Source organism: Ancylobacter sp. SL191 (genome assembly GCF_026625645.1).
Taxonomy (GTDB): Bacteria; Pseudomonadota; Alphaproteobacteria; order Rhizobiales; family Xanthobacteraceae; genus Ancylobacter.
The window spans coordinates 3181724-3204188 of sequence record NZ_CP113056.1; the positions used below are offsets into that span (position 1 = coordinate 3181724).

A 22465-nucleotide genomic window follows, 5' to 3' on the forward strand; every position below is an offset into this window, starting at 1 on the left:
TTTTGATGCTGGCCAATCTGTTCTGGATCACCCTCGTCGCCGGCGGCTCGGCCGCCGTCGTGCTGTGGGTGTTCGCCGCCCAGCTCGCCTTCGGGCTGGCCGGGGCCCGCAAGGGCGGGGCAGGGGCCTATATCGCCGCTGCATTCTGGCCGTTCGGCACCCGCGCGGGTGCCGACGTGCCGGCCGAGACCGCGACCCGCCTCAACAAGATGCTGGTCGCCTTCTTCCTTGCCCTTCTCGTGGCCATCTCCTCGATGGCCGTCTACAGCAACCTGACGTTCGTGCTGCCCGCACCGACGCAGTGACGCGCGATCTCGCCTCACGTTCTTTTTGGGGAACGCCGCCATGCCGACCGAAATTCTGATGCCGGCCCTGTCTCCGACCATGGAGAAGGGAAATCTGGCCAAGTGGCTCAAGAAAGAAGGCGATGCGGTCAAGTCCGGCGACGTGATCGCCGAGATCGAGACCGACAAGGCCACCATGGAGGTCGAGGCGATCGACGAGGGCACCCTCGGCAAGATCCTCGTGCCCGAGGGGACGCAGGACGTCGCGGTGAACACGCCGATCGCGGTCATCCTGGCCGATGGCGAGGATGCGAACGCGGTGAGCGCGCCGGCTCCGCAGGCCGCCGAATCGGCCCCGCCGGTGGCTGCCGCCCCGCTTGAGCCCTCCCCGGTCGCCGCCGCGGCCCCGGCTGCGCCCGCCATCATCAATTCGGCCGTCGCCAACCCGCCGCAGCCCGAGGCGCTGCCGGAGCCGGACGTGCCGGAGGGCACCGAGTTCGTGAACCAGACCATGCGCGAGGCGCTGCGCGACGCCATGGCCGAGGAAATGCGCCGCGACGGCGACGTCTTCGTCATGGGCGAGGAAGTCGCCGAGTATCAGGGCGCCTACAAGATCACCCAGGGGCTCCTTCAGGAGTTCGGCGCCAAGCGCGTCATCGACACCCCGATCACCGAGCACGGCTTCGCCGGCGTCGGCGTCGGCGCGGCGATGGCGGGGCTGAAGCCCATCGTCGAGTTCATGACCTTCAACTTCGCCATGCAGGCGATCGACCAGATCATCAACTCGGCCGCCAAGACGCTCTATATGTCCGGCGGGCAGATCCAGTGCTCCATCGTGTTCCGTGGCCCGAACGGCGCCGCCGCCCGCGTCGCCGCCCAGCACAGCCAGGACTACACCGCCTGGTACAGCCACATCCCCGGCCTCAAGGTCGTCGCCCCCTTCACGGCGGCCGATGCCAAGGGCCTGCTCAAGGCGGCGATCCGCGACCCGAACCCGATCATCTTCCTTGAGAACGAGATCCTGTACGGCCACTCCTCGCCGGTGCCGAAGCTCGACGACTACATCGTCCCGATCGGCAAGGCGAAGATCGCCCGGCCGGGCAAGGACGTGACGCTGGTCGCCTGGTCCATCGGCATGAACTACGCGCTCAAGGCCGCCGAGGAGCTCTCCAAGCTCGGCATCGAGGCGGAAGTCATCGACCTGCGTACCATCCGCCCGATGGATGTCGACACCATCCTCGCCTCGGTGAAGAAGACCGGGCGCTGCGTGACGGTGGAAGAGGGCTGGCACCAGTCCGGCGTCGGCGCCGAGATCGTCGCCCAGCTCATGGAGAAGGCGTTCGACTATCTCGACGCCCCCGTGCTGCGCGTCACCGGCAAGGACGTGCCGATGCCCTACGCCGCCAACCTCGAAAAGCTCGCTTTGCCGTCGGTGCAGGACGTGATCGACGCCGCCCGCGCCGTCACCTATCGCTGAGGCCGGAGGACGCCATGCCCATCGACATCCTGATGCCGGCCCTGTCTCCGACCATGGAGAAGGGCAACCTCGCAAAGTGGTTGAAGAAGGAAGGCGACAAGGTCGCGCCGGGTGACGTCATCGCCGAGATCGAGACCGACAAGGCGACGATGGAGGTCGAGGCGATCGACGAGGGCGTGCTCGCCAAGATCCTCGTGCCGGAAGGCTCGGCCGACGTGCCGGTGAACCAGCTCATCGCCGTGCTCGCCACCGAGGGCGAGGACGCCACCGCCATCGCCGCCGGCGGCGCCGCTCCCAAGGCGGAAGCGCCCAAGGCTGACGCGCCCAAGGCCGCCGAACCCGCCGTGGCTCCGGCCCCCGCGGCCGCGCCCGTCGCTGCGGCTCCCGCTGCCGCGCCGGCCACCGCGGGCGAGCGCATCTTCGCCTCGCCGCTGGCCCGTCGCCTCGCCAAGGACAAGGGCGTCGACCTCGCTGCCGTGAAGGGTTCCGGCCCGCGCGGGCGCATTGTCGCCGCCGATGTCGCCACCGCCCAGCCGGGCGCCGCCAAGCCTGTAGCGGCCGCTGCCCCGGCTCCGGCCGCGGCGGCTCCCGCACCTGCCGCTGCGCCGACGCCGGTCGCGGCCGCGCCGTCCAACGCCGCCGTGCTGGAACTGGCCAAGGCCTATTACGAGCCGGGCACCTATGAGGAGATCCCGCTCGACGGGATGCGCCGCGTCATCGCCCAGCGCATGACCGAGGCCCGCCAGACCGTGCCGACCTTCTACCTGACGGTGGATTGCGACATGGACGCGCTGATGAAGCTGCGCGAGGAGCTGAACAAGGCGGCGCCCGAGAAGGATGGCAAGCCGTCCTACAAGCTCTCGGTCAACGACTTCGTCATCAAGGCCTACGCGCTCGCCTTCCAGCAGGTGCCGGATGCCAATATGGTGTGGGGCGGCGACCGCTACCTCAAGCTGAAGCACTCTGACATCGGCGTCGCCGTGGCGATCGACGGTGGCAAGGGCCTGCTCACCCCGATCATCCGCAAGGCCGAGACCAAGACGCTCTCCGCGATCTCCAACGAGACCCGCGACCTCGCCATCCGCGCCCGCAACAAGAAGCTGGCGCCGAACGAGTACCAGGGCGGCTCCTCGGCCATCTCCAATCTCGGCATGTTCGGGATGAAGCACTTCACCGCCATCATCAACCCGCCGCACGCGACCATCCTCGCGGTCGGCGCGAGCGAGCAGCGCGCGGTGGTGAAGGGCGGCCAGCTCGCCGTCGCCACGCAGATGACCGTTACCATTTCCTGCGATCACCGGGTGATGGACGGCGCCATGGGCGCCCAGCTTCTCAGCGCCTTCAAGGCGATCATCGAGAAGCCGATGTCCATGCTGGTCTGAGGAACGATCATGGCGAACACCTACGACGTTCTCTTCATCGGCTCGGGCCCCGGCGGTTATGTCGGGGCCATCCGCGCCGCCCAGCTCGGTCTCAAGGTCGGCGTCATCGAGCGGCAATATGTCGGCGGCATCTGCCCGAACTGGGGCTGCATCCCGGCCAAGGCGCTGCTGCGCTCGGCCGAGATCTACCACTATATCGAGCACGCCAAGGATTACGGCCTCGTCGCCGAGAAGTTCGGCGTCGATATTGCCGGGGTGGTGAAGCGCTCGCGCGGCATCTCCGCCCAGATGAGCAATGGCGTCGGCTTTCTGCTGAAGAAGAACAAGGTCGACGTGATCTGGGGGCAGGCGACGCTGACCGCTCCCGGCAAGGTCACGGTGACCGCCGCCGTCGCGCCGGAGACGCCGCCCAAGGGCGTGCTGCCGCCCGGCGAGTACACGGCGAAGAACATCGTCATCGCCACCGGCGCCCGCCCGCGCGCGCTGCCCGGCATCGAGCCGGACAAGAAGCTGATCTGGACCTATTTCGAGGCGCTGGCGCCGGCCGCCGTGCCGAAGTCGCTCCTCATCATGGGCTCGGGCGCCATCGGCGTCGAATTCGCTTCCTTCTACAAGGCGATGGGCTCGGACGTGACCATTGTCGAGCTGCTGCCGCAGATTCTCCCCGTCGAGGATGAGGAGATCGCCGAGCACGCCAAGAAGCGCTTCGAGAAGCAGGGCATCAAGATTCTCACCGGCGCCAAGGTCTCCAAGGTGGTGAAGGGCGCGGACAGCGTCACCGCCACGGTCGAGACGGCGGACGGCAAGAGCCAGACCATTACCGCCGACCGGCTGATTTCCGCCGTCGGCGTGGTCGGCAACATCGAGAATCTCGGCCTTGAGACGCTCGGCGTGAAGACCGATCGCGGCTGCGTGGTGATTGACGGCCTCTGCCGCACCAATGTGCCGGGCCTGTGGGCCATTGGCGATGTCGCCGGCCCGCCCATGCTCGCCCACAAGGCCGAGCATGAGGGCGTGATCGCGGCGGAAGCCATCGCCGGTAAGCATGCCCACCCGATGGACAAGCTGATGATCCCCGGCTGCACCTATTGCATGCCGCAGATCGCTTCCGTCGGCCTCACCGAGAGGAAGGCGAAGGACGCCGGCTACGAGATCAAGGTCGGCCGCTTCCCCTTCATCGGCAATGGCAAGGCCGTGGCGCTCGGCGAAGCCGAGGGGATGGTGAAGACCATTTTCGACGCCAAGACCGGCCGCCTGCTCGGCGCGCATCTGGTCGGCGCCGAGGTCACCGAGATGATCCAGGGCTTCGTGCTGGCGATGAATCTCGAGACCACCGAGGAAGAACTGATCAACGCGGTGTTCCCGCACCCGACGGTGTCCGAGACCATGCATGAAAGCGTGCTCGCCGCCTTCGGTCGCGCCATCCATATGTGACCGGCGGCGCGTGGCCCGCGAGGTCACGTGCCTGTCAGCCGCGTGACAAGGCGCCTGATCTTGCCGATATACCGGCGGATCGCCACATTCGATGACGTATCGCAGGAGGTACTATGACGGGTGTTGGCATTTTCGGCGCGATCATCATCGGCATCTTCGCCGGCTGGATCGCGGAGAAGGCTTTGGGTCGCAGCCACGGGCTGCTGACCAATCTTTTCGTCGGTCTCATCGGTTCGCTGCTCGGCGCGCTGCTGTTCTCCACGCTGAACATCAGCGTTCAGGCCGGCTGGATCGGCAGCCTCATCGTCTCGTCGGTCGGCGCCATCGTGCTGCTGTTCCTGCTGGGCCTGTTCCGGCGCTGACGCAGGGGCGTTGTGCGCCGCTGTCAGTCGACGCGCGCCGCGCGCTCGATTAGGAATGAACGGACGGCGCCCCTTCCGCGCCGTCGCCCGGAAGGTCGCCCATGGTCGTCGTCCTCAACACGCTGAACCGCGCTCTCGAAAAGCCGCGCCACCCGGAAAAGGTGAAGCGCGCCGAGACGCCCGTGCTCAAGAAGCCGGACTGGATCCGCGTCCGCGCGCCCGGCACGCCCGGCTGGCAGGAAACCGCGAACATCGTCCGCGCCAATGGTCTCGTCACCGTGTGCGAGGAGGCGAGCTGCCCGAATATCGGCGAGTGCTGGCAGAAGAAGCACGCGACCTTCATGATCATGGGCGACACCTGCACGCGCGCCTGTGCCTTCTGCAATGTGCGCACCGGCATGCCCGGCCCGCTGGACCAGGACGAGCCGCAGAAGGTGGCGGATGCCGTCGCCCGGCTCGGGCTCGAGCATGTCGTCATCACCTCGGTGGACCGCGACGATCTGGCGGACGGCGGCGCCGAGCATTTCGCCCGCACCATCCGCGCCATTCGCGCCACCAGCCCGAAAACCACCATCGAGATTCTCACCCCCGATTTCCTGCGCAAGGACGGGGCGCTGGAGGTGGTGGTCGAAGCGCGGCCGGACGTGTTCAACCACAATCTGGAATGCGTCCCCTCGCTCTACCTCAAGGTCCGCCCCGGTGCGCGCTACTTCCACTCGCTGCGCCTCCTGCAGCGGGTGAAGGAGCTTGACCCGACCATTTTCACCAAGTCCGGCATCATGGTCGGGCTCGGCGAGGTCCGGAACGAGGTGCTCCAGCTCATGGACGATCTGCGCTCGGCGGAGATCGACTTCATGACCATCGGCCAGTACCTCCAGCCGACCCGCAAGCATCACCCGGTCATGGCCTTCATCACGCCGGACGAGTTCAAGTCCTACGAGACCATCGCCTATGCCAAGGGCTTCCTGATGGTCTCGTCGAGCCCGCTGACGCGCTCCTCGCACCATGCCGGCGAGGATTTCGCACGGCTGCGCAGCGCGCGGGCGGCCAAGCTCGGCAGCGCCGTCGCCGCGCCGCTGATGACCGCCTGAGCCATGCCGTCCTTTCGTAACAAGCGGACGGTCGGCCACTCGGCCCCGAACATGTTCGACCTTGTGGCGGATGTGGAGCATTACCCGGAATTCGTCCCGCTCTGCGAGAGCCTGTCGGTGCGCCGGCGGGTGGCGAGCGGGGACGGGGTCGACATTCTCGTCGCCGACATGACGGTCGCCTACAAGGTGTTCCGCGAGAGCTTCACCAGCCGGGTGACGCTGGACCGGCCGCGCCTCTCCATCGTCGTCGAATATCTCGACGGGCCGTTCAGCCGGCTGGAGAACCGCTGGACCTTCAAGCCGCAGGGCGACCGGGCCTGCGAGGTCGAGTTCTATATTTCCTACGAGTTCCGCTCGCGCACGCTGGGCCTGCTCATGGGCGCGATGTTCGACGCGGCCTTTCGCCGCTTCGCCGATGCTTTCGAGCAGCGGGCGGACGAGGTCTACCGCACTCAGGGCGTCACGGGTTCCTGAGCCGCCAGCTCGGCGAGCATGGCCAGCGCGGTGAGCACCGAGAGCCGCCGCACGCCCGCGCGGTCCTGCCCGGCGAAAACCTCCCGCCGCTCGATCCGCCGCCCGCCCACGCTCGCCGCCGCGAAATGCACGAGCCCGACCGGCTTTGATGCCGAGCCGCCGCCGGGACCGGCAATGCCGGTGATGGAGACGCCGAGCGAGGTTCCAGCGACGCGCAGGAGCCCCATGACCATCTCCCGCGCCGTCTCCGCGCTCACCGCGCCATGGGCGGCGAGCGTCGCCGGCGCGACGCCGAGCATCTGCTGCTTGGCCGTGTTGGAATAGGTGACGAGGCCGCGGTCGACCACATCCGAGGAGCCGGCGATCTCCGTCAGTGCCCCGGCGACCAGTCCCCCGGTGCAGGATTCCGCCGTGGCGACGGTCAGGCCACGCGCGCGGCAGAGGTCGAGCACCCGGATGGCTTCCAGTGCGATGGCGTCGGCGTGATGCTGATCGGTCATGGGTGATCCTCACTGCACTGATCGTCCACCGGATTGGACGGATCGTCCACCCGACTGCACTGACTGTTCACCTCACGGCGCGGACGTTTTAGTCGATCCAGGGCAGACGAACGGTCGCCGCGGCGAGGGCTGCGATGCCTTCGCGGCGGCCGGTGAAGCCCAGCTTTTCGCTGGTGGTCGCCTTCACCGAGACCCGCGCCGGGGAGATATCGACGATCTCCGCGATGCGCTGGCGCATGGCCTCGCGGTGCGGACCGATCTTCGGCGCCTCACATATTACCGTCGTGTCGAGATGGGTGATGAGCCCGCCCGCCTGCCGCACGAGATCAGCCGCATGGGCGAGAAAACGGTCAGAGGCGGCGCCTTTCCACTGTGGGTCAGACGGTGGAAAATGATAGCCGATATCGGCACTTGCGACCGTTCCCAGAAGTGCATCGGTAAGAGCGTGCAGCACGACATCGGCGTCCGAATGGCCGGCGAGGCCCGACTCGAACGGTATTTTTACACCGCCGAGCATCACATGATCGCCGTCGCCAAAGGCATGGACATCGAAGCCCGTGGCGGTGCGCACATCGAGGAGGTCGGCGGCGAGGCGGCGTTCGGCGGTCACGAAATCCTCGGGCGTGGTGAGTTTGACATTGGCGGGGTCGCCGGGAAACGCGACGACGCGATGACCGGCCGCCTCGGCGACGGCGGCATCATCGGTCAGGTCGTCGCGGGTGGCGGCGCGATGTGCGTTGAGAATCAACGGGTAATGGAAGGCCTGCGGGGTCTGCACGGTGCGCAGCCGGTCGCGGTCCGGCCCCGTGGCGAGCGTCGCGGCGTCACCGAGCGCCTTCACCGTATCGACGAGGTGCAGGGCGGGAATGGCCGCGCCATGGGCGCTGGCGGCCGCGATGGCGTCCGCCACCAGCCGGGCGGTGAGGAAGGGGCGGGCGGCGTCATGGATCAGAACGAGGTCCGGCGGGTCGTCCGCCAGTGCCTCCAGCCCGGCGCGGACCGAGGCCTGACGCGTCGCCCCGCCGAAAACCGGTGTCAAAATACCACACAGGCCTTCGGTCGATTCGGCGCAGAGCGCGGCGTGTTCGGGATTGATCACCGGCAGCACCTGGCGGATGCCGGGCTCGCCGAGAAAGCCCTGGAGCGTCCGGCGCAGCACCGTGGTGCCGCCAACCCGGCGAAACTGCTTGGGAATACCCGTGCCGGCCCGTTGCCCGCGCCCTGCCGCCACCACGATCACGTCTATGCGCATCGCCGTCGTCTACCACCTCGTCGGCTGACCTCGCCTTCATCAGCCCGTGCTTGTCCTTGACGCCCGTTTAGCGCAAAAGCGCAGGGGCGTTGCAAATCATTTGACATAAGTCACTTGGAAGGGTTGATGGCAGGCTCGGCATGGCTATTATGTAGGCACAGCCAGCCGGGCTCATTTCCTGTGCATCGAGTGATGAAGGCTTGATCCTTTCCGCGTTTCCCAACACCCCCTTACCGATCGGGCCGGTTCCGGTGCCGAACCGCGTGGTGCTGGCGCCGATGGCCGGCATCACCGACGCGCCCTTGCGCCGTATGGCGTTGCGCTACGGGGCCGGGCTGGTCGTCTCGGAGATGGTGGCCTCCGACGCGCTGGCGCGCGGCCATGAGGAAACGGTGCTGCGGGCCGAGGGCGACGGTGTCGCCATCCATGCCGTGCAGCTCGCCGGCAACGAGCCGGCCTCCATGGCCTATGCCGCGCAGATCGCCGAAGGGGCGGGTGCGGCCATCATCGACATCAATATGGGCTGCCCGGCCAAGCGCGTGACCACCGGCCTCGCCGGCTCGGCGCTGCTGCGCGATCTCGATCTCGCCACCCGCATCGTCGAGGCCGTCGTCGGCGCCGTGAAGGTGCCGGTGACGCTGAAGACCCGTTTGGGGTGGGATGATACCGCAACCGTCGCCCCGGAGCTCGCCCGGCGTGCGGAGGCGATCGGCGTGCAGCTCGTCACCATTCATGGCCGCACCCGCTGCCAGTTCTACACCGGCCAGGCCGATTGGGGCGCCATCCGGGCGATTTCCGAGGCGGTCGCCATTCCCGTTCTGGCCAATGGCGATCTGGTCGAGGCGGACGACGCCCCCGCCATGCTCGCCGCCTCCGGCGCCGCCGGTGTGATGATCGGGCGCGGCGCGCAGGGCCGCCCCTGGTTCCCCGGCCAGGTCGCGACACGGCTGGCCACCGGCCGCGTGCCGTCCGATCCAGGACTCGCCGAGCAGCGTGAGGTTCTTCTGGAGCTTTATGACGGCTGGCTGGCCCATTATGGCCGCGAGCTCGGCATTCGCTGCGCCCGCAAGCATATCGGCTGGGCACTGGCGGCCGCCGCGCAGAGCGCCGGGCGGGAGCCCGAGCGCGCCCGCTTCTGGCGTCAGCGTCTGCTGACGCTCGGTGAGCCCGCCCAGGTCGTCGCCGGCCTTCGCGATGCCTATGACGACCTCGCATGGAGACACGCGGCATGACGTCGGCGCCTATCGAACCCGTCAGCACGCGCCGCGCCAATGCGGACGCCGTGGTCAACGCCCTGCCGCACCCGGTGGTGACGGTCGCGGAGGACGGCCGGCTGATCGACGCCAATGTCGCGGCGGAAGCCTTCTTCGAGGCGTCGCTGGCCGTGCTGGTGCGCCACCGCCTGCAGGATTTCGTTCCCTTCGGCAGCCCGATCCTGTCGCTGGTCGATCAGGTGCGCACGCGCGGGGCTGCGGTAAATGAATACCGCGTTGATCTCGGTACGCCGCGCAATGGCGGGGAGCGCATCGTCGACATCCATGTCGCCCCGCTCTCCGAGGTCGCCGGCCATGTGGTCATCATGCTCCAGGAGCGGACCATCGCCGACAAGATGGACCGCCAGCTCACCCATCGCGGCGCCGCCCGCTCGGTAACGGCGCTGGCGGCCATGCTGGCGCATGAGATCAAGAACCCGCTCTCCGGCATTCGCGGCGCCGCGCAGTTGCTCGAACTCTCCGCCAGCGACGATGATCGCTCGCTTACCCGCCTCATCACCGACGAGGCCGACCGCATCGTGAAGCTGGTCGACCGCATGGAGGTGTTTTCCGACGAGCGCCCGATCGAGCGCGAGCCGGTCAACATCCACGCGGTGCTGGAGCATGTGCGCACGCTCGCCAGCTCCGGCTTCGCCCGCAAGATCCGCTTCCTCGAGGAATACGATCCCTCGCTGCCGCCGGTATTCGCCAACCGCGACCAGCTGGTGCAGGTGTTCCTAAATCTGGTGAAGAACGCGGCCGAAGCCATTGGAGATGCGTCAGATGGCGAGATTCATCTCACCACGGCGTTCCGCCCCGGCGTGCGCCTCATGGTGCCCGGCGCGCCGGCGCGCGTGAGCCTGCCGCTCGAATTCTGCGTGAGGGACAATGGCCCCGGCGTGCCGGAGGATCTGATGCCTCATTTGTTCGATCCCTTCGTCACCACCAAGCCGACCGGCACCGGTCTCGGCCTGGCGCTGGTGGCGAAGATCGTCGGCGACCATGGCGGCATCATCGAATGCGACAGCCAGCCGCGCCGCACCACCTTCCGTGTCCTCATGCCCATGTACCGCGCCAGCCGCGGTAGCGAGAACAGTTGAGAACGCTAATGCCCACGGGAAGTATCCTGGTTGCCGATGACGACGCCGCCATCCGCACCGTTCTCAATCAGGCGCTGTCGCGGGCGGGCTATGAGGTGCGCTCCTGCGGCAATGCCGCGACCCTCTGGCGCTGGGTAAGCCAGGGCGACGGCGATCTCGTCATCACCGATGTGGTGATGCCTGACGAGAACGCCTTCGACCTGCTGCCGCGCATCAAGAAGGTGCGGCCGGACCTGCCGGTCATCGTCATGAGCGCGCAGAACACCTTCATGACGGCGATCCGCGCCTCGGAGAAGGGCGCCTATGAATATCTGCCCAAGCCCTTCGACCTGAAGGAGCTTATTGCCATTGTCGGCCGGGCGCTGTCCGAGCCGAAGAAGCCGGAGGCGGCGCTCCGGGCCGGCGGTGAGGATGTCGACAACATTCCGCTGGTCGGCCGTTCGCCGGCCATGCAGGACATCTACCGCGTGCTGGCGCGGCTGATGCAGACAGACCTGACCGTGATGATCGCGGGCGAGAGCGGCACCGGCAAGGAACTGGTCGCCCGCGCTCTGCATGATTACGGCAAGCGCCGTAACGGACCCTTCGTCGCCATCAACATGGCGGCCATTCCGCGCGACCTCATCGAATCCGAACTGTTCGGCCATGAGAAGGGGGCGTTCACCGGCGCCAATTCCCGCTCCGCCGGCCGCTTCGAGCAGGCCGAAGGCGGTACGCTGTTCCTCGACGAGATTGGCGACATGCCGATGGAGGCGCAGACCCGTCTGCTGCGCGTGCTGCAGCAGGGCGAATACACCACGGTTGGCGGCCGCACCGCGATCAAGACCGATGTGCGCATCGTCGCCGCGACCAACAAGGATCTGCGGATTCTGATCCAGCAGGGTCTGTTCCGCGAGGATTTGTTCTTCCGTCTCAACGTTGTACCGCTGCGTCTTCCGCCGCTGCGCGAACGTGCGGAAGACGTGCCGGACCTCGCCCGCCACTTCTTCCTTCAGGCCGAGCGCGAGGGGCTGCCGCGCAAGCAGATCGACGCCGCCGCCCTCGACCGGCTGAAGCGCTACCGCTGGCCGGGCAATGTGCGCGAGCTCGAAAACCTGATCCGCCGCCTCTCCGCGCTCTACCCGCAGGAGATCATCACCGGCTCAATCATCGAGGCGGAGCTGTCGACGCCGATCTCCACGGCCTCGCCCGAGGAAACCGGGCAGGACGAGACGCTGTCCTCCTCGGTCGAGCGCCACCTCAACACCTATTTCGGCGGTTTCGGCGAGAACCTGCCGCCGCCGGGGCTGTACCACCGCATCCTGAAGGATGTGGAGTACCCGCTTCTGTCGGCGGCCCTCGCCGCGACGCGCGGCAACCAGATCAAGGCGGCCGAGCTGCTGGGGCTTAACCGCAACACGCTGCGCAAGAAAATCCGGGATCTCGATATCCAGATAATCCGCACGAGCCGGTAACATATTCCCGCTGAGGCGAATAAATCCGGGACGGGCGGGTTTCTGTCACATTTTTGCACCAGTGTCGTTCCACGGCATCACTTGAGCCGGCCGAATCCCGTCCGCCGGCAGGGTGATGAATGACCGACGCCTCGACACGATCCAGCGAGCGCCGCGACAGCGAGAGGCCCGACTTTCCCGATTTTTCCGGGATGGGCTTCCGCTTCTCGCTGTGGGGCCTGCCGCCGCTGATGGTGCTGCTGGCGCTCATCACCGCGCTCGCCAGTTTCATCATCCTCATTGGCATCACCCCGCTGGTCCCCTCGCAAGAGGTGGTCATCATCGTGCTGTGCCTCAACGGCCTGATGTCGCTCGTTCTGGTGGGCATCATCGGCCGCGAGGTGTGGCGCGTGGTGAAGGCCCGCCGGCGCGGGCGGGCCGCGGCGCGGCTGCATGTGCGGGTGGTCGGGCTGTTCGGCGTGGTGGCTGTCGTGCCGGCCCTGCTGGTGGCGCTGCTCGCCAGCATCACGCTGGATCGTGGTCTCGACCGCTGGTTCTCGGTGCGCACGCGGGCGATCGTCGACAACGCGGTTTCGGTCGCGCAGACCTATGTGCGCGAGCACGCCTATTCCATCCGTGGCGACATTCTCGGCATGGCGCGCGATCTTCAGCGCATCCGGCCGCTCTGGGACCAGGACCGCAGCCGGTTCCGGCAGGCCATGGCGGCGCAGGCCGTGGTGCGCGGCTTGCCGGCGGCGATGGTCATCCAGCGTGACCTGACCATCGTCGACCGGGCGCCGATCCGCGTCGGGCGCGAATTCGTCGTGCCGTCGAATCTCGCGGTGCAGGACGCCACCGAAGAGCAGCCGCTGATCTATCTGCCGAACGACGCGGATTTTGTCGGTGCGGTCATACCTCTCAAGGATTTCGGCGACCTGTTCCTCTATGTGGCGCGCCCGGTAGATCCGCGTGTCATCCAGTATCTCAAGGAGACGCAGGCCGCGGTCGCCGATTATCGGTTGCTGGAGCAGCAGCGCTTTGGCGTGCAGGTGGCCTTCGCGCTGCTTTACGCGGTGATCTCGCTCACCGTCCTGCTCTGCGCCGTCTGGCTCGGCATCCACTTCGCGAACCGTCTGGTCGCCCCCATCCGCCGCCTCATCGGCGCCGCCGATCTCGTGGCCGCCGGCAATCTCTATGTCGAGGTTCCCGTGCATCGCGGGGAGGGCGATCTGTCCAGCCTCGCCGAGACCTTCAACAAGATGACGCAGGAATTGCGCACGCAGCGCAATGACCTAGTCCATGCGCGCGACCAGATCGACAGCCGCCGCCGCTTCACCGAGGCGGTGCTGTCTGGCGTCGGCGCCGGCGTGATCGGCCTCGATTCCACCGGCCGCATCTCGATCCTGAACCGCCCGGCCGAGAAGCTGCTCAGCGTCAGCGAGACGGATGTGCTGGGCGAAGAACTTGGTGCGGTGATACCGGAGATCGCCTCCCTGCTCGCCGAGGCCATGCAGGCCGCCGAGCAGCGCAGCGTGCAGTCCAACATCACGCTGACGCGGAATGGGCGGGACCGGGTGATCGCGGTGCGCGTGACCACCGAACAGTCGCGCGAGGCCGAGCATGGCTGGGTGGTGACGCTCGATGACATCACCGAACTTGTGCTTGCCCAGCGTTCTTCGGCCTGGGCGGATGTCGCCCGGCGCATTGCGCATGAGATCAAGAACCCGCTGACCCCCATCCAGCTCTCCGCCGAACGCCTGCGCCGGCGCTACGGCAAGGTGATCGGTGAGGATCGTGAGGTGTTCGATCAGTGCACGGAGACCATCATCCGGCAGGTCGGCGATATCGGCCGCATGGTCGACGAGTTCTCCTCTTTCGCCCGCATGCCCAAGCCCGTTGCCGAGGCGCAGGACGTCGCGGAAACGACCCGGCAGGTCGTGTTCCTCATGCGTGTCGGCAATCCCGACATCACGCTCGACTTCGATGTGCCGGACGCGCCGGTGATCGCGCGCTTCGACCGACGGCTGATCTCGCAGGCGCTCACCAACATCGTGAAGAACGCTACCGAGGCGCTCGCCGCCGTGCCGCCAGAAGAGCGGACCGCGCCGCCACGCATCCGCGTCGACCTCAGTGCCGACGATCGCCGCGTGACCATCGACGTCATCGATAACGGTAAGGGATTGCCGACGGAAAACCGCGCGCGGCTGCTCGAACCCTACGTGACGACGCGCGAGAAGGGCACCGGGCTGGGCCTCGCCATCGTCGGCAAGATCATGGAGGAGCACGGCGGCGGCATCGAGCTGCTCGATGCGCCCGGGGGGCAGGGGGGCCTGGATCCGGCTCACCTTCGCCCGCGACGGCGGCTCCGCCTCTCTCAACAATAACGGTGCGGGCGAAGCCTCCCCCACCGCTGAACGCGCAGGCTGAAGGAGAACGGACTCATGGCGACCGATATTCTGATCGTCGACGACGAGGCCGACATTCGAGGGCTCGTGGCGGGCATTCTCGAGGACGAGGGCTATAGCGCCCGCACGGCCAAGGACAGCGACGAGGCGCTTGCGGCGATCGAAGCCCGCCGCCCACATCTGATCTTCCTCGACATCTGGATCGAGCGCAGCAAGCTCGATGGGCTCCAGCTCTTGGAGATCATCAAGAAGAACCATCCCGAACTGCCGGTGGTGATGATCTCCGGCCACGGCACCATCGAAACGGCGGTCGCGGCCATCAAGCAGGGCGCCTATGACTTCATCGAGAAGCCGTTCAACTCCGACCGGCTGATCCTGGTCGCCGAGCGCGCGCTGGAGACGCTGCGGCTGAGGCGCGAGGTGCGCGACCTCAAGCAGCGTGCCTCGGTCGCCCAGCAACTCGTCGGTCATTCCTCGGTCATCAACCAGCTTCGCCAGACCATTGAGCGGGTGGCGCCCACCAACAGCCGCATCATGATTGTTGGCCCCTCCGGCTCCGGCAAGGAACTGGCGGCCCGCATGATCCACGCGGCGTCCGGGCGGGCGAATGGTCCCTTCGTCGTCATCAACGCGGCGGCGATCACGCCCGAGCGCATGGAAGTCGAGCTGTTTGGCGTCGAAACCGCGGACGGGCAGGGGCGGCAGACCGGCGCGCTGGAAGAGGCGCATGGCGGCACGCTGTTCATCGACGAGATCGCCGACATGCCGCGCGAGACGCAGAACCGCATCCTGCGTGTGCTGGTGGACCAGAACTTTCTGCGCGTGGGCGGGGCGACGCGCGTCGCGGTGGATGTGCGCATCATTTCCTCCACCGGCCGAAATCTGGAGAAGGAGATCGCCGAGGGGCGGTTCCGGGAAGACCTCTATCACCGCCTCGGCGTGGTGCCGATCCGCGTCCCGCCGCTGGCCGAGCGGCGCGACGACGTGCCGGAGCTGGTCGAGTTCTTCCTCGACCAGATTTCCCAGGCCACCGGCTTGCCGCGCCGGCGCATCGCTGACGACGCGCTGGCAGTGCTCCAGTCGCATGATTGGCCGGGGAATGTGCGCCAGCTCCGCAACAACATCGAGCGTCTGCTGATCCTCGCCGCCGGCGATGTGGACGCGCCGGTAACGGCCGACATGCTGCCGCCGGATGTCGGCTCGCTGGTGCCGAGCCTACCGAATGGCACCGGTGGCGAGCACCTGATGGGCCTGCCGCTGCGTGATGCGCGCGAGGTGTTCGAGCGGGAGTATCTGATCGCCCAGATCAGCCGCTTTGGCGGTAATATTTCACGCACCGCCGAATTCGTCGGCATGGAACGCTCGGCCCTGCACCGCAAGCTGAAAGCTCTGGGAATCGGCTAGTCTCGTCGTCCCCCAGCCCTCACGCATCTGTGGCCTCGGGCCGAAGCTGCTATAGAGTGACTCGGTGATGCGGGCCCATGCTCTCGGGTACGGGTGGGTTGGTGTAGCGAGGGGTTCATGAAGGTCGTCATTTGCGGCGCGGGCCAGGTCGGCTACGGCATCGCGGAGCGCCTCGCCGCTGAGCAGAACGACGTGTCGATCATCGACACCTCACCGCGCCTCATTCAGGCCATTACCGACACGCTGGACGTTCGCGGCTTCGTCGGCCACGGCTCGCACCCGGATGTTCTGGCGCGCGCCGGCCTCGATGCGGCCGACATGTTGATCGCCGTGACCCTGCATGACGAGGTCAACATGATCGCGTGCCAGGTGGGCCATGCGCTGTTCGACGTGCCGACCAAGATCGCCCGCGTGCGGGCGCAATCCTACCTGCAGGGCCACTGGCGCGATCTGTTCTCGCGCGATCATCTGCCGATCGATGTCGTGATCTCGCCGGAGATCGAGGTCGGCGAGATGGTGCTGCGCCGCCTGTCGCTGCCCGGCGCGGTCGATACGGTGAGCTTCGCCGAGGGCAATGTGGTCGTCGTCGGCGTGCGCTGCCTTGATGACTGCCCGGTTCTGGACACGCCGCTGCGCCAGCTCACCGATCTGTTCCCGGATCTTCAGGCGGTCGTCGTCGCGGTGAACCGCCGGGGCAAGGTGTTCGTGCCGCACAGCACGGACGCGCTGCTCGCCGGCGACATTGCCTATTTCGTCGCCCAGAGCGATCAGGTGACGCGCACGCTCTCCATCTTCGGCCATGACGAGCCACCGGCCCAGCGCATCGTGGTCGCCGGTGGCGGCAATATCGGGCTCTATGTCGCGCGCGAGCTCGAACTGCGCAATCCGCGCGCGCGCATCAAGGTCATTGAGGACAATGCCGCGCGCTCCGAGCTGATCGCTCAGGAACTCACCAAGAGCGTCGTGCTGCGCGGCAGCGCGCTCGACCGCGCCATTCTTGAGGAAGCAAGTGTCGGCGACGCCGATACGGTGATCGCGGTGACCAATGATGACCGCGTCAACATCCTCTCCTGCCTGCTCTCCCGCGAGCTTGGCGCCAAGCGGATGCTCTCGTTACTCAACGATCCCAATTACCCGGCCTTTGCCCGCGGGCTTGGTATCGACGCCTATGTGAATCCCCGGCAGATCACGGTCTCCAAGATCCTCCAGCACGTTCGCAAGGGGCGCATCCGCGGCGTCCATTCGCTGCTCAACGGGGCAGGGGAGGTGATCGAGGCGGAGGCGCTGGAGACCTCGCCGCTGGTCGGCAAGCCGCTCAAGCAGCTCGACCTCTTCGACGGCATGCGCATCGGCGCCGTGGTGCGCGGCGGACGCGTGATCTTGCCGCGTGGCGATACCGTCATCCAGGCGCGCGACCGTGTGGTCATGTTCGCCTTGGCCGAGCGGGTGAAGCGGGTCGAACAGCTTTTCCGCGTCAGCCTCGAGTTTTTCTGAGAACCGCGATGATTGCCGTCGCCCGTAGCAGCGCCGTCGCTGCCGCCGTCATGGCCGGCTTCATGCTGGTCGCGGCGCTGATCGCGTTGCTTCGCAATGAGCCCGGCGGCGGCGTCTTCGTGGCCTGCGCGGTGATGACGATCTTCGGCGCGGGCGCCGTGCATCTGGCGGTCCGCCATCGCGCCGCACGGCTCGATCGGCGCGCCGCTTTCGCTCTGGTCGCGGTGCTGTGGGCGGGTATTCCCGCGCTGGCTGCTATCCCTGTGGCGGCAACGACCACCCTCGGACCGATGGCCGCCTGGCTCGAGGCGGTGTCCGCCTTCACCACCACCGGGCCGGTCTACATCCATGATGTGGAGAGCGTTCCGCGCGCCACACTGGCCTGGCTGCTAACCCTGCAATGGGGCGGGGGGCTGCTGACCCTTGTCGGCTTCGTGGCCGTGCTCGGCCCGGCCGGCATTGGCGGTCTGCCTGATCGCAGCGCCCGCGCCGCCCTGCTCGGCGTAAGCGAAACTTCTGCTCTCGACGACGCGCTGCGTCTCGTGGTGCCGATCTATCTCGGCGCCACGGTGATCGGCACCTTCCTGATGCTTGCAGCGGGCGAGCGTCCGTTCGACGCTCTCGGCCTTGCGGGCGCGGCGCTCTCCACCGGCGGCTTGTTGCCCGATGCGGACGGTATGGCCGCGCATGGCAGCTCGACGGTAAAGCTGATCTTCATCGTCCTGATGCTGATTGGCGCCACGAGTATCCTATGGCATCGGCTCCTGCTCACCCGCCGGTTTCGCCTCGCGCTCGGCCAGCAGGAGAACATCGCGCTGCTGCTGCTGGTGCTGCTGCTGGGCATCGCCGTGGCGGCTATCGACTACAACAGTGCCGCCAGCCCGCTCTTCCTGCCGATCGCGCTGGAGGATGGGCTGTTTACCGCCGTCTCGCTGGTGACGACCACCGGCGTGGAGCCGCATGGTGGGGCCTTCAGCGGCCTGCCGATCACGCTGGTGGTGGCGGTCGTTTTCGTGGGCGGGGCGACCTTCTCGACTGCCGGTGGGATCAAGATCTACCGCGCTGGTATCATGTTGCTTCAGAGCTGTCTGGAGCTGGAGCGGCTGATCCACCCCAACGCCGTGCGCCCGCGCCGGCTGGGGCAGCAACAGATTACGCTGCAGATGATGAAGGCGATCTGGATCATGTTCGGTGTTGCCTGCACCAGTGTCGCCGCACTCGCCATGCTGCTCGCGCCCGCCATGCCAAGCTTCGACGCCGCCTTCATCGCGGCGCTGTCGGCGCTGTGGAATGTCGGGCCGATCTACGGCGCCGGCTGGGAATCGGCGGCTAACTGGCCGGACTGGTCGGCCCTCCCGGTCTATGCGCAGGTCGTGCTCATCATCGCCATGACTATGGGGCGGCTGGAGATCCTGCTCGTCCTCGCACTCGCCAATTTTGCCCTCTGGCGGCGTTGAGGCCGCCCTCGATCACACCACAGGTGCTTCATGTCGCGCATCGCCTATGTGAACGGACAATATGTGCCCCACCGCCAGGCGGCCGTGCATATCGAGGATCGCGGCTACCAGTTCGCCGACGGCGTGTATGAGGTTTGCGAGGTCCGATGCGGTCGGATGATCGACGAGCGCCGGCATATGGAGCGACTCGATCGGTCGCTGCGCGAATTGCGCATGGCGATGCCGATGCCGCTCAAGGCGCTCGGCACTGTGCTGCGTGAGACGATCCGCCGAAATCGCGTGCGCGACGGCTTCGTCTATCTCCAGGTGACCCGCGGCGTCGCCCCGCGCGACCACTATTTCCCGGCGCCGGGGACACCCGCCTCCATTGTCGTCACCGCCCGTGCGGTCGATCCGGCCAAGGGCGACGCGCTGGCGCGGCAGGGCATCGCGGTCATCACGGTCCCGGAGAATCGCTGGGACCGGGTGGACATCAAGACGGTCGGCCTGCTGCCCAACGTCCTCGCCAAGCAGGCGGCCAAGGAGGCAGGCGCGCGCGAGGCCTGGTTCATCGATGCCGATGGCCATGTCACCGAGGGCGGCTCGACCAATGCCTGGATCGTCACCACCGACGGCAAGCTCGTCACGCGCCCGGCCGAGAGCGGCATTCTGCGCGGCATCACCCGCACGGTGATGCTCGATGTCGCCGAGAAGCTGCAGATCCGAGTCGAGGAGCGCTCCTTCACCGTGGCGGAGGCACTGGCGGCGCGCGAGGCTTTTGTGACCTCCGCGACCAACTTCGCCATGCCTGTCGTGCGAATCAACGGACAGGTGGTGGGAGATGGATTACCCGGTCCGGTGACGCGGGCGCTGCGCGAGAACTTCCATCAACACGCGGAAATCGCCGATTAATGGCACATTACCTCTTGCCAGACGAAAGCATCTTGCGCGATAGGCATGGTGTGCCATGCTTGTCACGCACGTCTTCGTAGTGGCCGGCCCCCGGACGGGGCAACTGGCTGACCGGGGATGGCCGCGCCGACACGACGAGCAACAACAAACAAACGGATCAAAAAGACCATGGCCGCGGAACGTTCGCAGAACCTCCAGGACACCTTTCTCAACCACGTCCGCAAGAACAAGACTCCCCTCACGATCTTCCTCGTCAACGGCGTCAAGCTGCAGGGCGTGGTGACGTGGTTCGACAATTTCTGCGTGCTGCTGCGCCGCGACGGCCACTCGCAGCTCGTCTACAAGCACGCCATCTCGACCATTATGCCCGGCCATCCGGTCCAGCTCTTCGAGCCGGACGAGACCCCGGAGAAGGGCTGAGTTGGAACCCAAGGGTACGCGTGCGTCCGCAGGCCGTTCCCCGACGGCCGGCGCGGATAGCGGCCCGACGGGTGACGCGACCAAGGTCGTTGTTCTCGTTCCTCACCTCACGCGCCGCGCCGAGGGAGATGCTGTTCCGCGTCGCTCGCATGAGGCCCGCGCCGAGGAGGCGGTCGGTCTCGCTTTGGCGATCGACCTCGATGTCGTTGCCACGCTTTCCGTCGGCCTTTCGCAGATCCGTCCCGCGACCTATCTCGGCTCGGGCAAGGTCGAGGAGATCGCAGGCGTCGTGACGGCGGAAGATGCCGGCCTCGTCTTCGTCGACGCCCCGCTCAGCCCCGTCCAGCAGCGTAACCTCGAAAAAGCGTGGTCCGCCAAGGTCATTGACCGCACCGCGTTGATCCTCGAAATCTTCGGCCAGCGCGCTCGCACCAAGGAAGGCGTGCTTCAGGTCGAACTCGCGCATCTGAACTACCAGCGCAGCCGCCTCGTACGCTCCTGGACCCATCTGGAGCGCCAGCGTGGCGGCTTCGGCTTTCTGGGCGGTCCCGGTGAGACGCAGATCGAGGCCGACCGGCGGCTGATCGGCGAGCGCATCGTGAAGATCGAGCGCGAGCTGGAGCAGGTGAAGCGCACCCGCGCCCTGCACCGCGCAAGCCGAAAGAAGGTGCCGTACCCGGTGGTTGCGCTGGTCGGCTACACCAATGCCGGCAAGTCGACGCTGTTCAACCGGCTCACCCGCGCCGAGGTGATGGCGCAGGATCTGCTCTTCGCCACGCTCGATCCCACCTTGCGCGCCGTGCAACTCCCGAGCGGCGAGCGGGTGATCCTTTCCGACACAGTGGGCTTCATCTCCGACCTGCCGACCCAGCTCGTGGCCGCGTTCCGCGCCACGCTCGAAGAGGTCATCGAGGCCGACATCATCCTGCATGTGCGGGACATGTCGCATGATGACGCGATGGCACAGGCGGCGGATGTTGAAGGCGTACTAGGCGATCTCGATATTGATCCGCAGGACCATCACCGGCTCATCGAGGTCTGGAACAAGATCGACCGCATGAGCGCGGACGACCGCGCGGCACTGTTCAACAGCGCCATCCGTCGCGAAGGCGACGAGCGGCCGATCCCGGTCTCGGCGCTGACCGGGGAGGGGATGGATGCCCTGCTCACTGCAATCTCCCAGCGCCTGTCACGCGAGCGCGTGAGCCTCAAGATCGACCTCGAGGCCAGCGATGGTGAAGGCCTGAGCTGGCTGTACCGGCACACGGAAGTGCTGGAGCGCCGCTCGGACGAGGAGGGGCATCTGCACCTTGCCGTTCGCGTCACGCCGGAACGTGCCGACCATATCGAGCGCCGCTTCGGCGCCCGGCGCTTGCCGGCAAGCCGGCGCGACTAGCTAAGGTCGGTCTCTGGAAGGGCCGGGGGTGCCGCCGGGGAGGGGGCGCTGCCGTTGGTTCCCCTACCCTTAGCCTCCTGCCACAGCGCTTCCATCTCATCCAGCGTCGCCTGCTGCGGCGTGCGCCCGACCGCCGCGAGCCGTTCTTCGATGAAGCTGAAGCGGCGGACGAACTTCTCGTTTGTGCCGCGCAGCGCCGATTCCGGGTCCACGTCGAGATGGCGGGCCAAATTGGCGAGGGCGAACAGAAGATCGCCGATCTCACCGGCCGCCGCCGCGCGGTCGCCGGCGACGATCTCGGCTTCGACCTCGTCGATCTCCTCGCGGATCTTGTCGAGTACAGACCGGGTCTCCGGCCAATCAAAGCCGACCTTGGCTGCCTTGGTCTGCAGCTTCACGGCGCGGGTGAGGGCGGGTGCGCCCACCGGCACTCCGGCAAGAGCACCCTCGTCTTCCCGCTGAACGTCCAAGCCACGCTGGCGTTGTCGTTTGGCCTTGGCCGCCTTCTCCTCCGCCTTGATCTGATCCCAGGCGGCATTCACCGCCGCCGTGTCACGGCCGCGCACATCGCCGAAAACATGGGGGTGCCGGCGGATCATCTTGGCGGTGATGGCGGTGACGACATCGCCGAAGTCGAAACGGCCTTGTTCTTCCGCCATGCGCGCGTGGAACACGACCTGAAGCAGCAGATCGCCGAGCTCGTCGCAGAGATCGTCGAAGTCGCCGCGCTCAATCGCATCCGCCACCTCATAGGCTTCCTCGATCGTGTAGGGCGCAACCGAGGCGAAGTCCTGCTCCAGATCCCATGGGCAACCGGTGCCGGGCGTGCGCAGCGCCGCCATGATGTCGATGAGGCGCTGCAGGTCGCGAGAGGGCGTCATTTCAGGAACTCAATGAATCGCAGAAGACATATTATGGAAAATAAATGAATGTCAGATGACGGCATTCACGTTGAT

20 protein-coding genes are annotated in these 22465 nt (G+C 66.9%); 17 read left to right on the top strand and 3 right to left on the bottom strand.

Annotated features, from left to right (window positions below):
• The first annotated feature begins 5 nt into the window (after positions 1-5).
• The 7 genes from OU996_RS14400 to OU996_RS14430 all read left to right on the top strand — a co-directional run bounded on the left by OU996_RS14400 (position 6) and on the right by OU996_RS14430 (position 6504).
• A complete protein-coding gene (locus OU996_RS14400; RefSeq protein ID WP_267582296.1) occupies positions 6-305 on the top strand; it encodes a hypothetical protein in 300 nt (99 codons plus the stop codon).
• A 40-nt stretch (positions 306-345) separates the two neighbouring features.
• Positions 346-1761 carry a pyruvate dehydrogenase complex E1 component subunit beta gene (locus OU996_RS14405; RefSeq protein ID WP_267582297.1) on the top strand — a complete coding sequence of 472 codons (1416 nt, stop codon included), beginning with the start codon at positions 346-348 and terminating at the stop codon, positions 1759-1761.
• Positions 1762-1775: 14 nt separating this feature from the next.
• Positions 1776-3143: a pyruvate dehydrogenase complex dihydrolipoamide acetyltransferase gene (locus OU996_RS14410; RefSeq protein ID WP_267582298.1), complete on the top strand. Its 1368-nt coding sequence runs from the start codon at positions 1776-1778 to the stop codon at positions 3141-3143.
• A 9-nt stretch (positions 3144-3152) separates the two neighbouring features.
• The gene (gene lpdA / locus OU996_RS14415; RefSeq protein WP_267582299.1) at positions 3153-4577 is read left to right on the top strand and encodes a dihydrolipoyl dehydrogenase; all 1425 of its coding nucleotides are present in this window, start codon (positions 3153-3155) and stop codon (positions 4575-4577) included.
• Positions 4578-4690: 113 nt separating this feature from the next.
• The gene (locus tag OU996_RS14420; RefSeq protein ID WP_267582300.1) at positions 4691-4939 is read left to right on the top strand and encodes a GlsB/YeaQ/YmgE family stress response membrane protein; all 249 of its coding nucleotides are present in this window, start codon (positions 4691-4693) and stop codon (positions 4937-4939) included.
• A gap of 101 nt (positions 4940-5040) precedes the next feature.
• The gene (gene lipA / locus OU996_RS14425; RefSeq protein WP_267582301.1) at positions 5041-6030 is read left to right on the top strand and encodes a lipoyl synthase; all 990 of its coding nucleotides are present in this window, start codon (positions 5041-5043) and stop codon (positions 6028-6030) included.
• Positions 6031-6033: 3 nt separating this feature from the next.
• Positions 6034-6504, top strand: coding sequence for a type II toxin-antitoxin system RatA family toxin (locus OU996_RS14430; protein ID WP_267582302.1), 471 nt, complete (start codon positions 6034-6036; stop codon positions 6502-6504).
• Here OU996_RS14430 and OU996_RS14435 read toward each other — a convergent pair.
• Together OU996_RS14435 and OU996_RS14440 are read right to left on the bottom strand one after the other, a co-directional pair.
• Positions 6483-7004, bottom strand: a complete 522-nt coding sequence (locus OU996_RS14435; protein WP_267582303.1) for a CinA family protein — start codon at positions 7002-7004, stop codon at positions 6483-6485. The genes OU996_RS14430 and OU996_RS14435 overlap by 22 nt on opposite strands.
• An 88-nt stretch (positions 7005-7092) precedes the next feature.
• Entirely contained in the window at positions 7093-8256 is a 1164-nt protein-coding gene (locus OU996_RS14440; RefSeq protein ID WP_267582304.1) for a bifunctional 2-C-methyl-D-erythritol 4-phosphate cytidylyltransferase/2-C-methyl-D-erythritol 2,4-cyclodiphosphate synthase, read from the bottom strand.
• Between the two features lie 200 nt (positions 8257-8456).
• Between OU996_RS14440 and dusB the strand changes: the two genes are divergently transcribed.
• The 10 genes from dusB to hflX all read left to right on the top strand — a co-directional run bounded on the left by dusB (position 8457) and on the right by hflX (position 21509).
• Positions 8457-9488 carry a tRNA dihydrouridine synthase DusB gene (dusB, locus tag OU996_RS14445; RefSeq protein ID WP_267582305.1) on the top strand — a complete coding sequence of 344 codons (1032 nt, stop codon included), beginning with the start codon at positions 8457-8459 and terminating at the stop codon, positions 9486-9488.
• Positions 9485-10609 carry a two-component system sensor histidine kinase NtrB gene (locus OU996_RS14450; protein ID WP_267582306.1) on the top strand — a complete coding sequence of 375 codons (1125 nt, stop codon included), beginning with the start codon at positions 9485-9487 and terminating at the stop codon, positions 10607-10609. Before dusB ends, OU996_RS14450 begins: the two co-directional genes overlap by 4 nt.
• Positions 10610-10617: 8 nt before the next feature.
• Positions 10618-12063: a nitrogen regulation protein NR(I) gene (gene ntrC / locus OU996_RS14455; RefSeq protein WP_267582307.1), complete on the top strand. Its 1446-nt coding sequence runs from the start codon at positions 10618-10620 to the stop codon at positions 12061-12063.
• Between the two features lie 119 nt (positions 12064-12182).
• Positions 12183-14426, top strand: a complete 2244-nt coding sequence (locus tag OU996_RS14460) for a sensor histidine kinase NtrY-like (RefSeq protein ID WP_267582308.1) — start codon at positions 12183-12185, stop codon at positions 14424-14426.
• A gap of 57 nt (positions 14427-14483) precedes the next feature.
• Entirely contained in the window at positions 14484-15851 is a 1368-nt protein-coding gene (locus OU996_RS14465) for a sigma-54-dependent transcriptional regulator (RefSeq protein WP_267582309.1), read from the top strand.
• 117 nt (positions 15852-15968) lie between these two features.
• Complete coding sequence (gene trkA / locus OU996_RS14470; protein WP_267582310.1) at positions 15969-17345, top strand: Trk system potassium transporter TrkA; 1377 nt, start codon at positions 15969-15971, stop codon at positions 17343-17345.
• Between the two features lie 8 nt (positions 17346-17353).
• On the top strand, positions 17354-18802 hold the full coding sequence (locus tag OU996_RS14475; RefSeq protein ID WP_267582311.1) for a potassium transporter TrkG: 1449 nt from the start codon (positions 17354-17356) through the stop codon (positions 18800-18802).
• A gap of 30 nt (positions 18803-18832) precedes the next feature.
• Positions 18833-19693 carry a D-amino-acid transaminase gene (locus OU996_RS14480; RefSeq protein WP_267582312.1) on the top strand — a complete coding sequence of 287 codons (861 nt, stop codon included), beginning with the start codon at positions 18833-18835 and terminating at the stop codon, positions 19691-19693.
• A gap of 168 nt (positions 19694-19861) precedes the next feature.
• Positions 19862-20113 carry an RNA chaperone Hfq gene (gene hfq / locus OU996_RS14485; protein ID WP_267582313.1) on the top strand — a complete coding sequence of 84 codons (252 nt, stop codon included), beginning with the start codon at positions 19862-19864 and terminating at the stop codon, positions 20111-20113.
• A 1-nt stretch (position 20114) separates the two neighbouring features.
• The gene (gene hflX, locus OU996_RS14490; RefSeq protein ID WP_267582314.1) at positions 20115-21509 is read left to right on the top strand and encodes a GTPase HflX; all 1395 of its coding nucleotides are present in this window, start codon (positions 20115-20117) and stop codon (positions 21507-21509) included.
• Here hflX and mazG read toward each other — a convergent pair.
• Positions 21506-22390, bottom strand: a complete 885-nt coding sequence (gene mazG / locus OU996_RS14495) for a nucleoside triphosphate pyrophosphohydrolase (RefSeq protein WP_267582315.1) — start codon at positions 22388-22390, stop codon at positions 21506-21508. The genes hflX and mazG overlap by 4 nt on opposite strands.
• Positions 22391-22465: the final 75 nt, after the last annotated feature.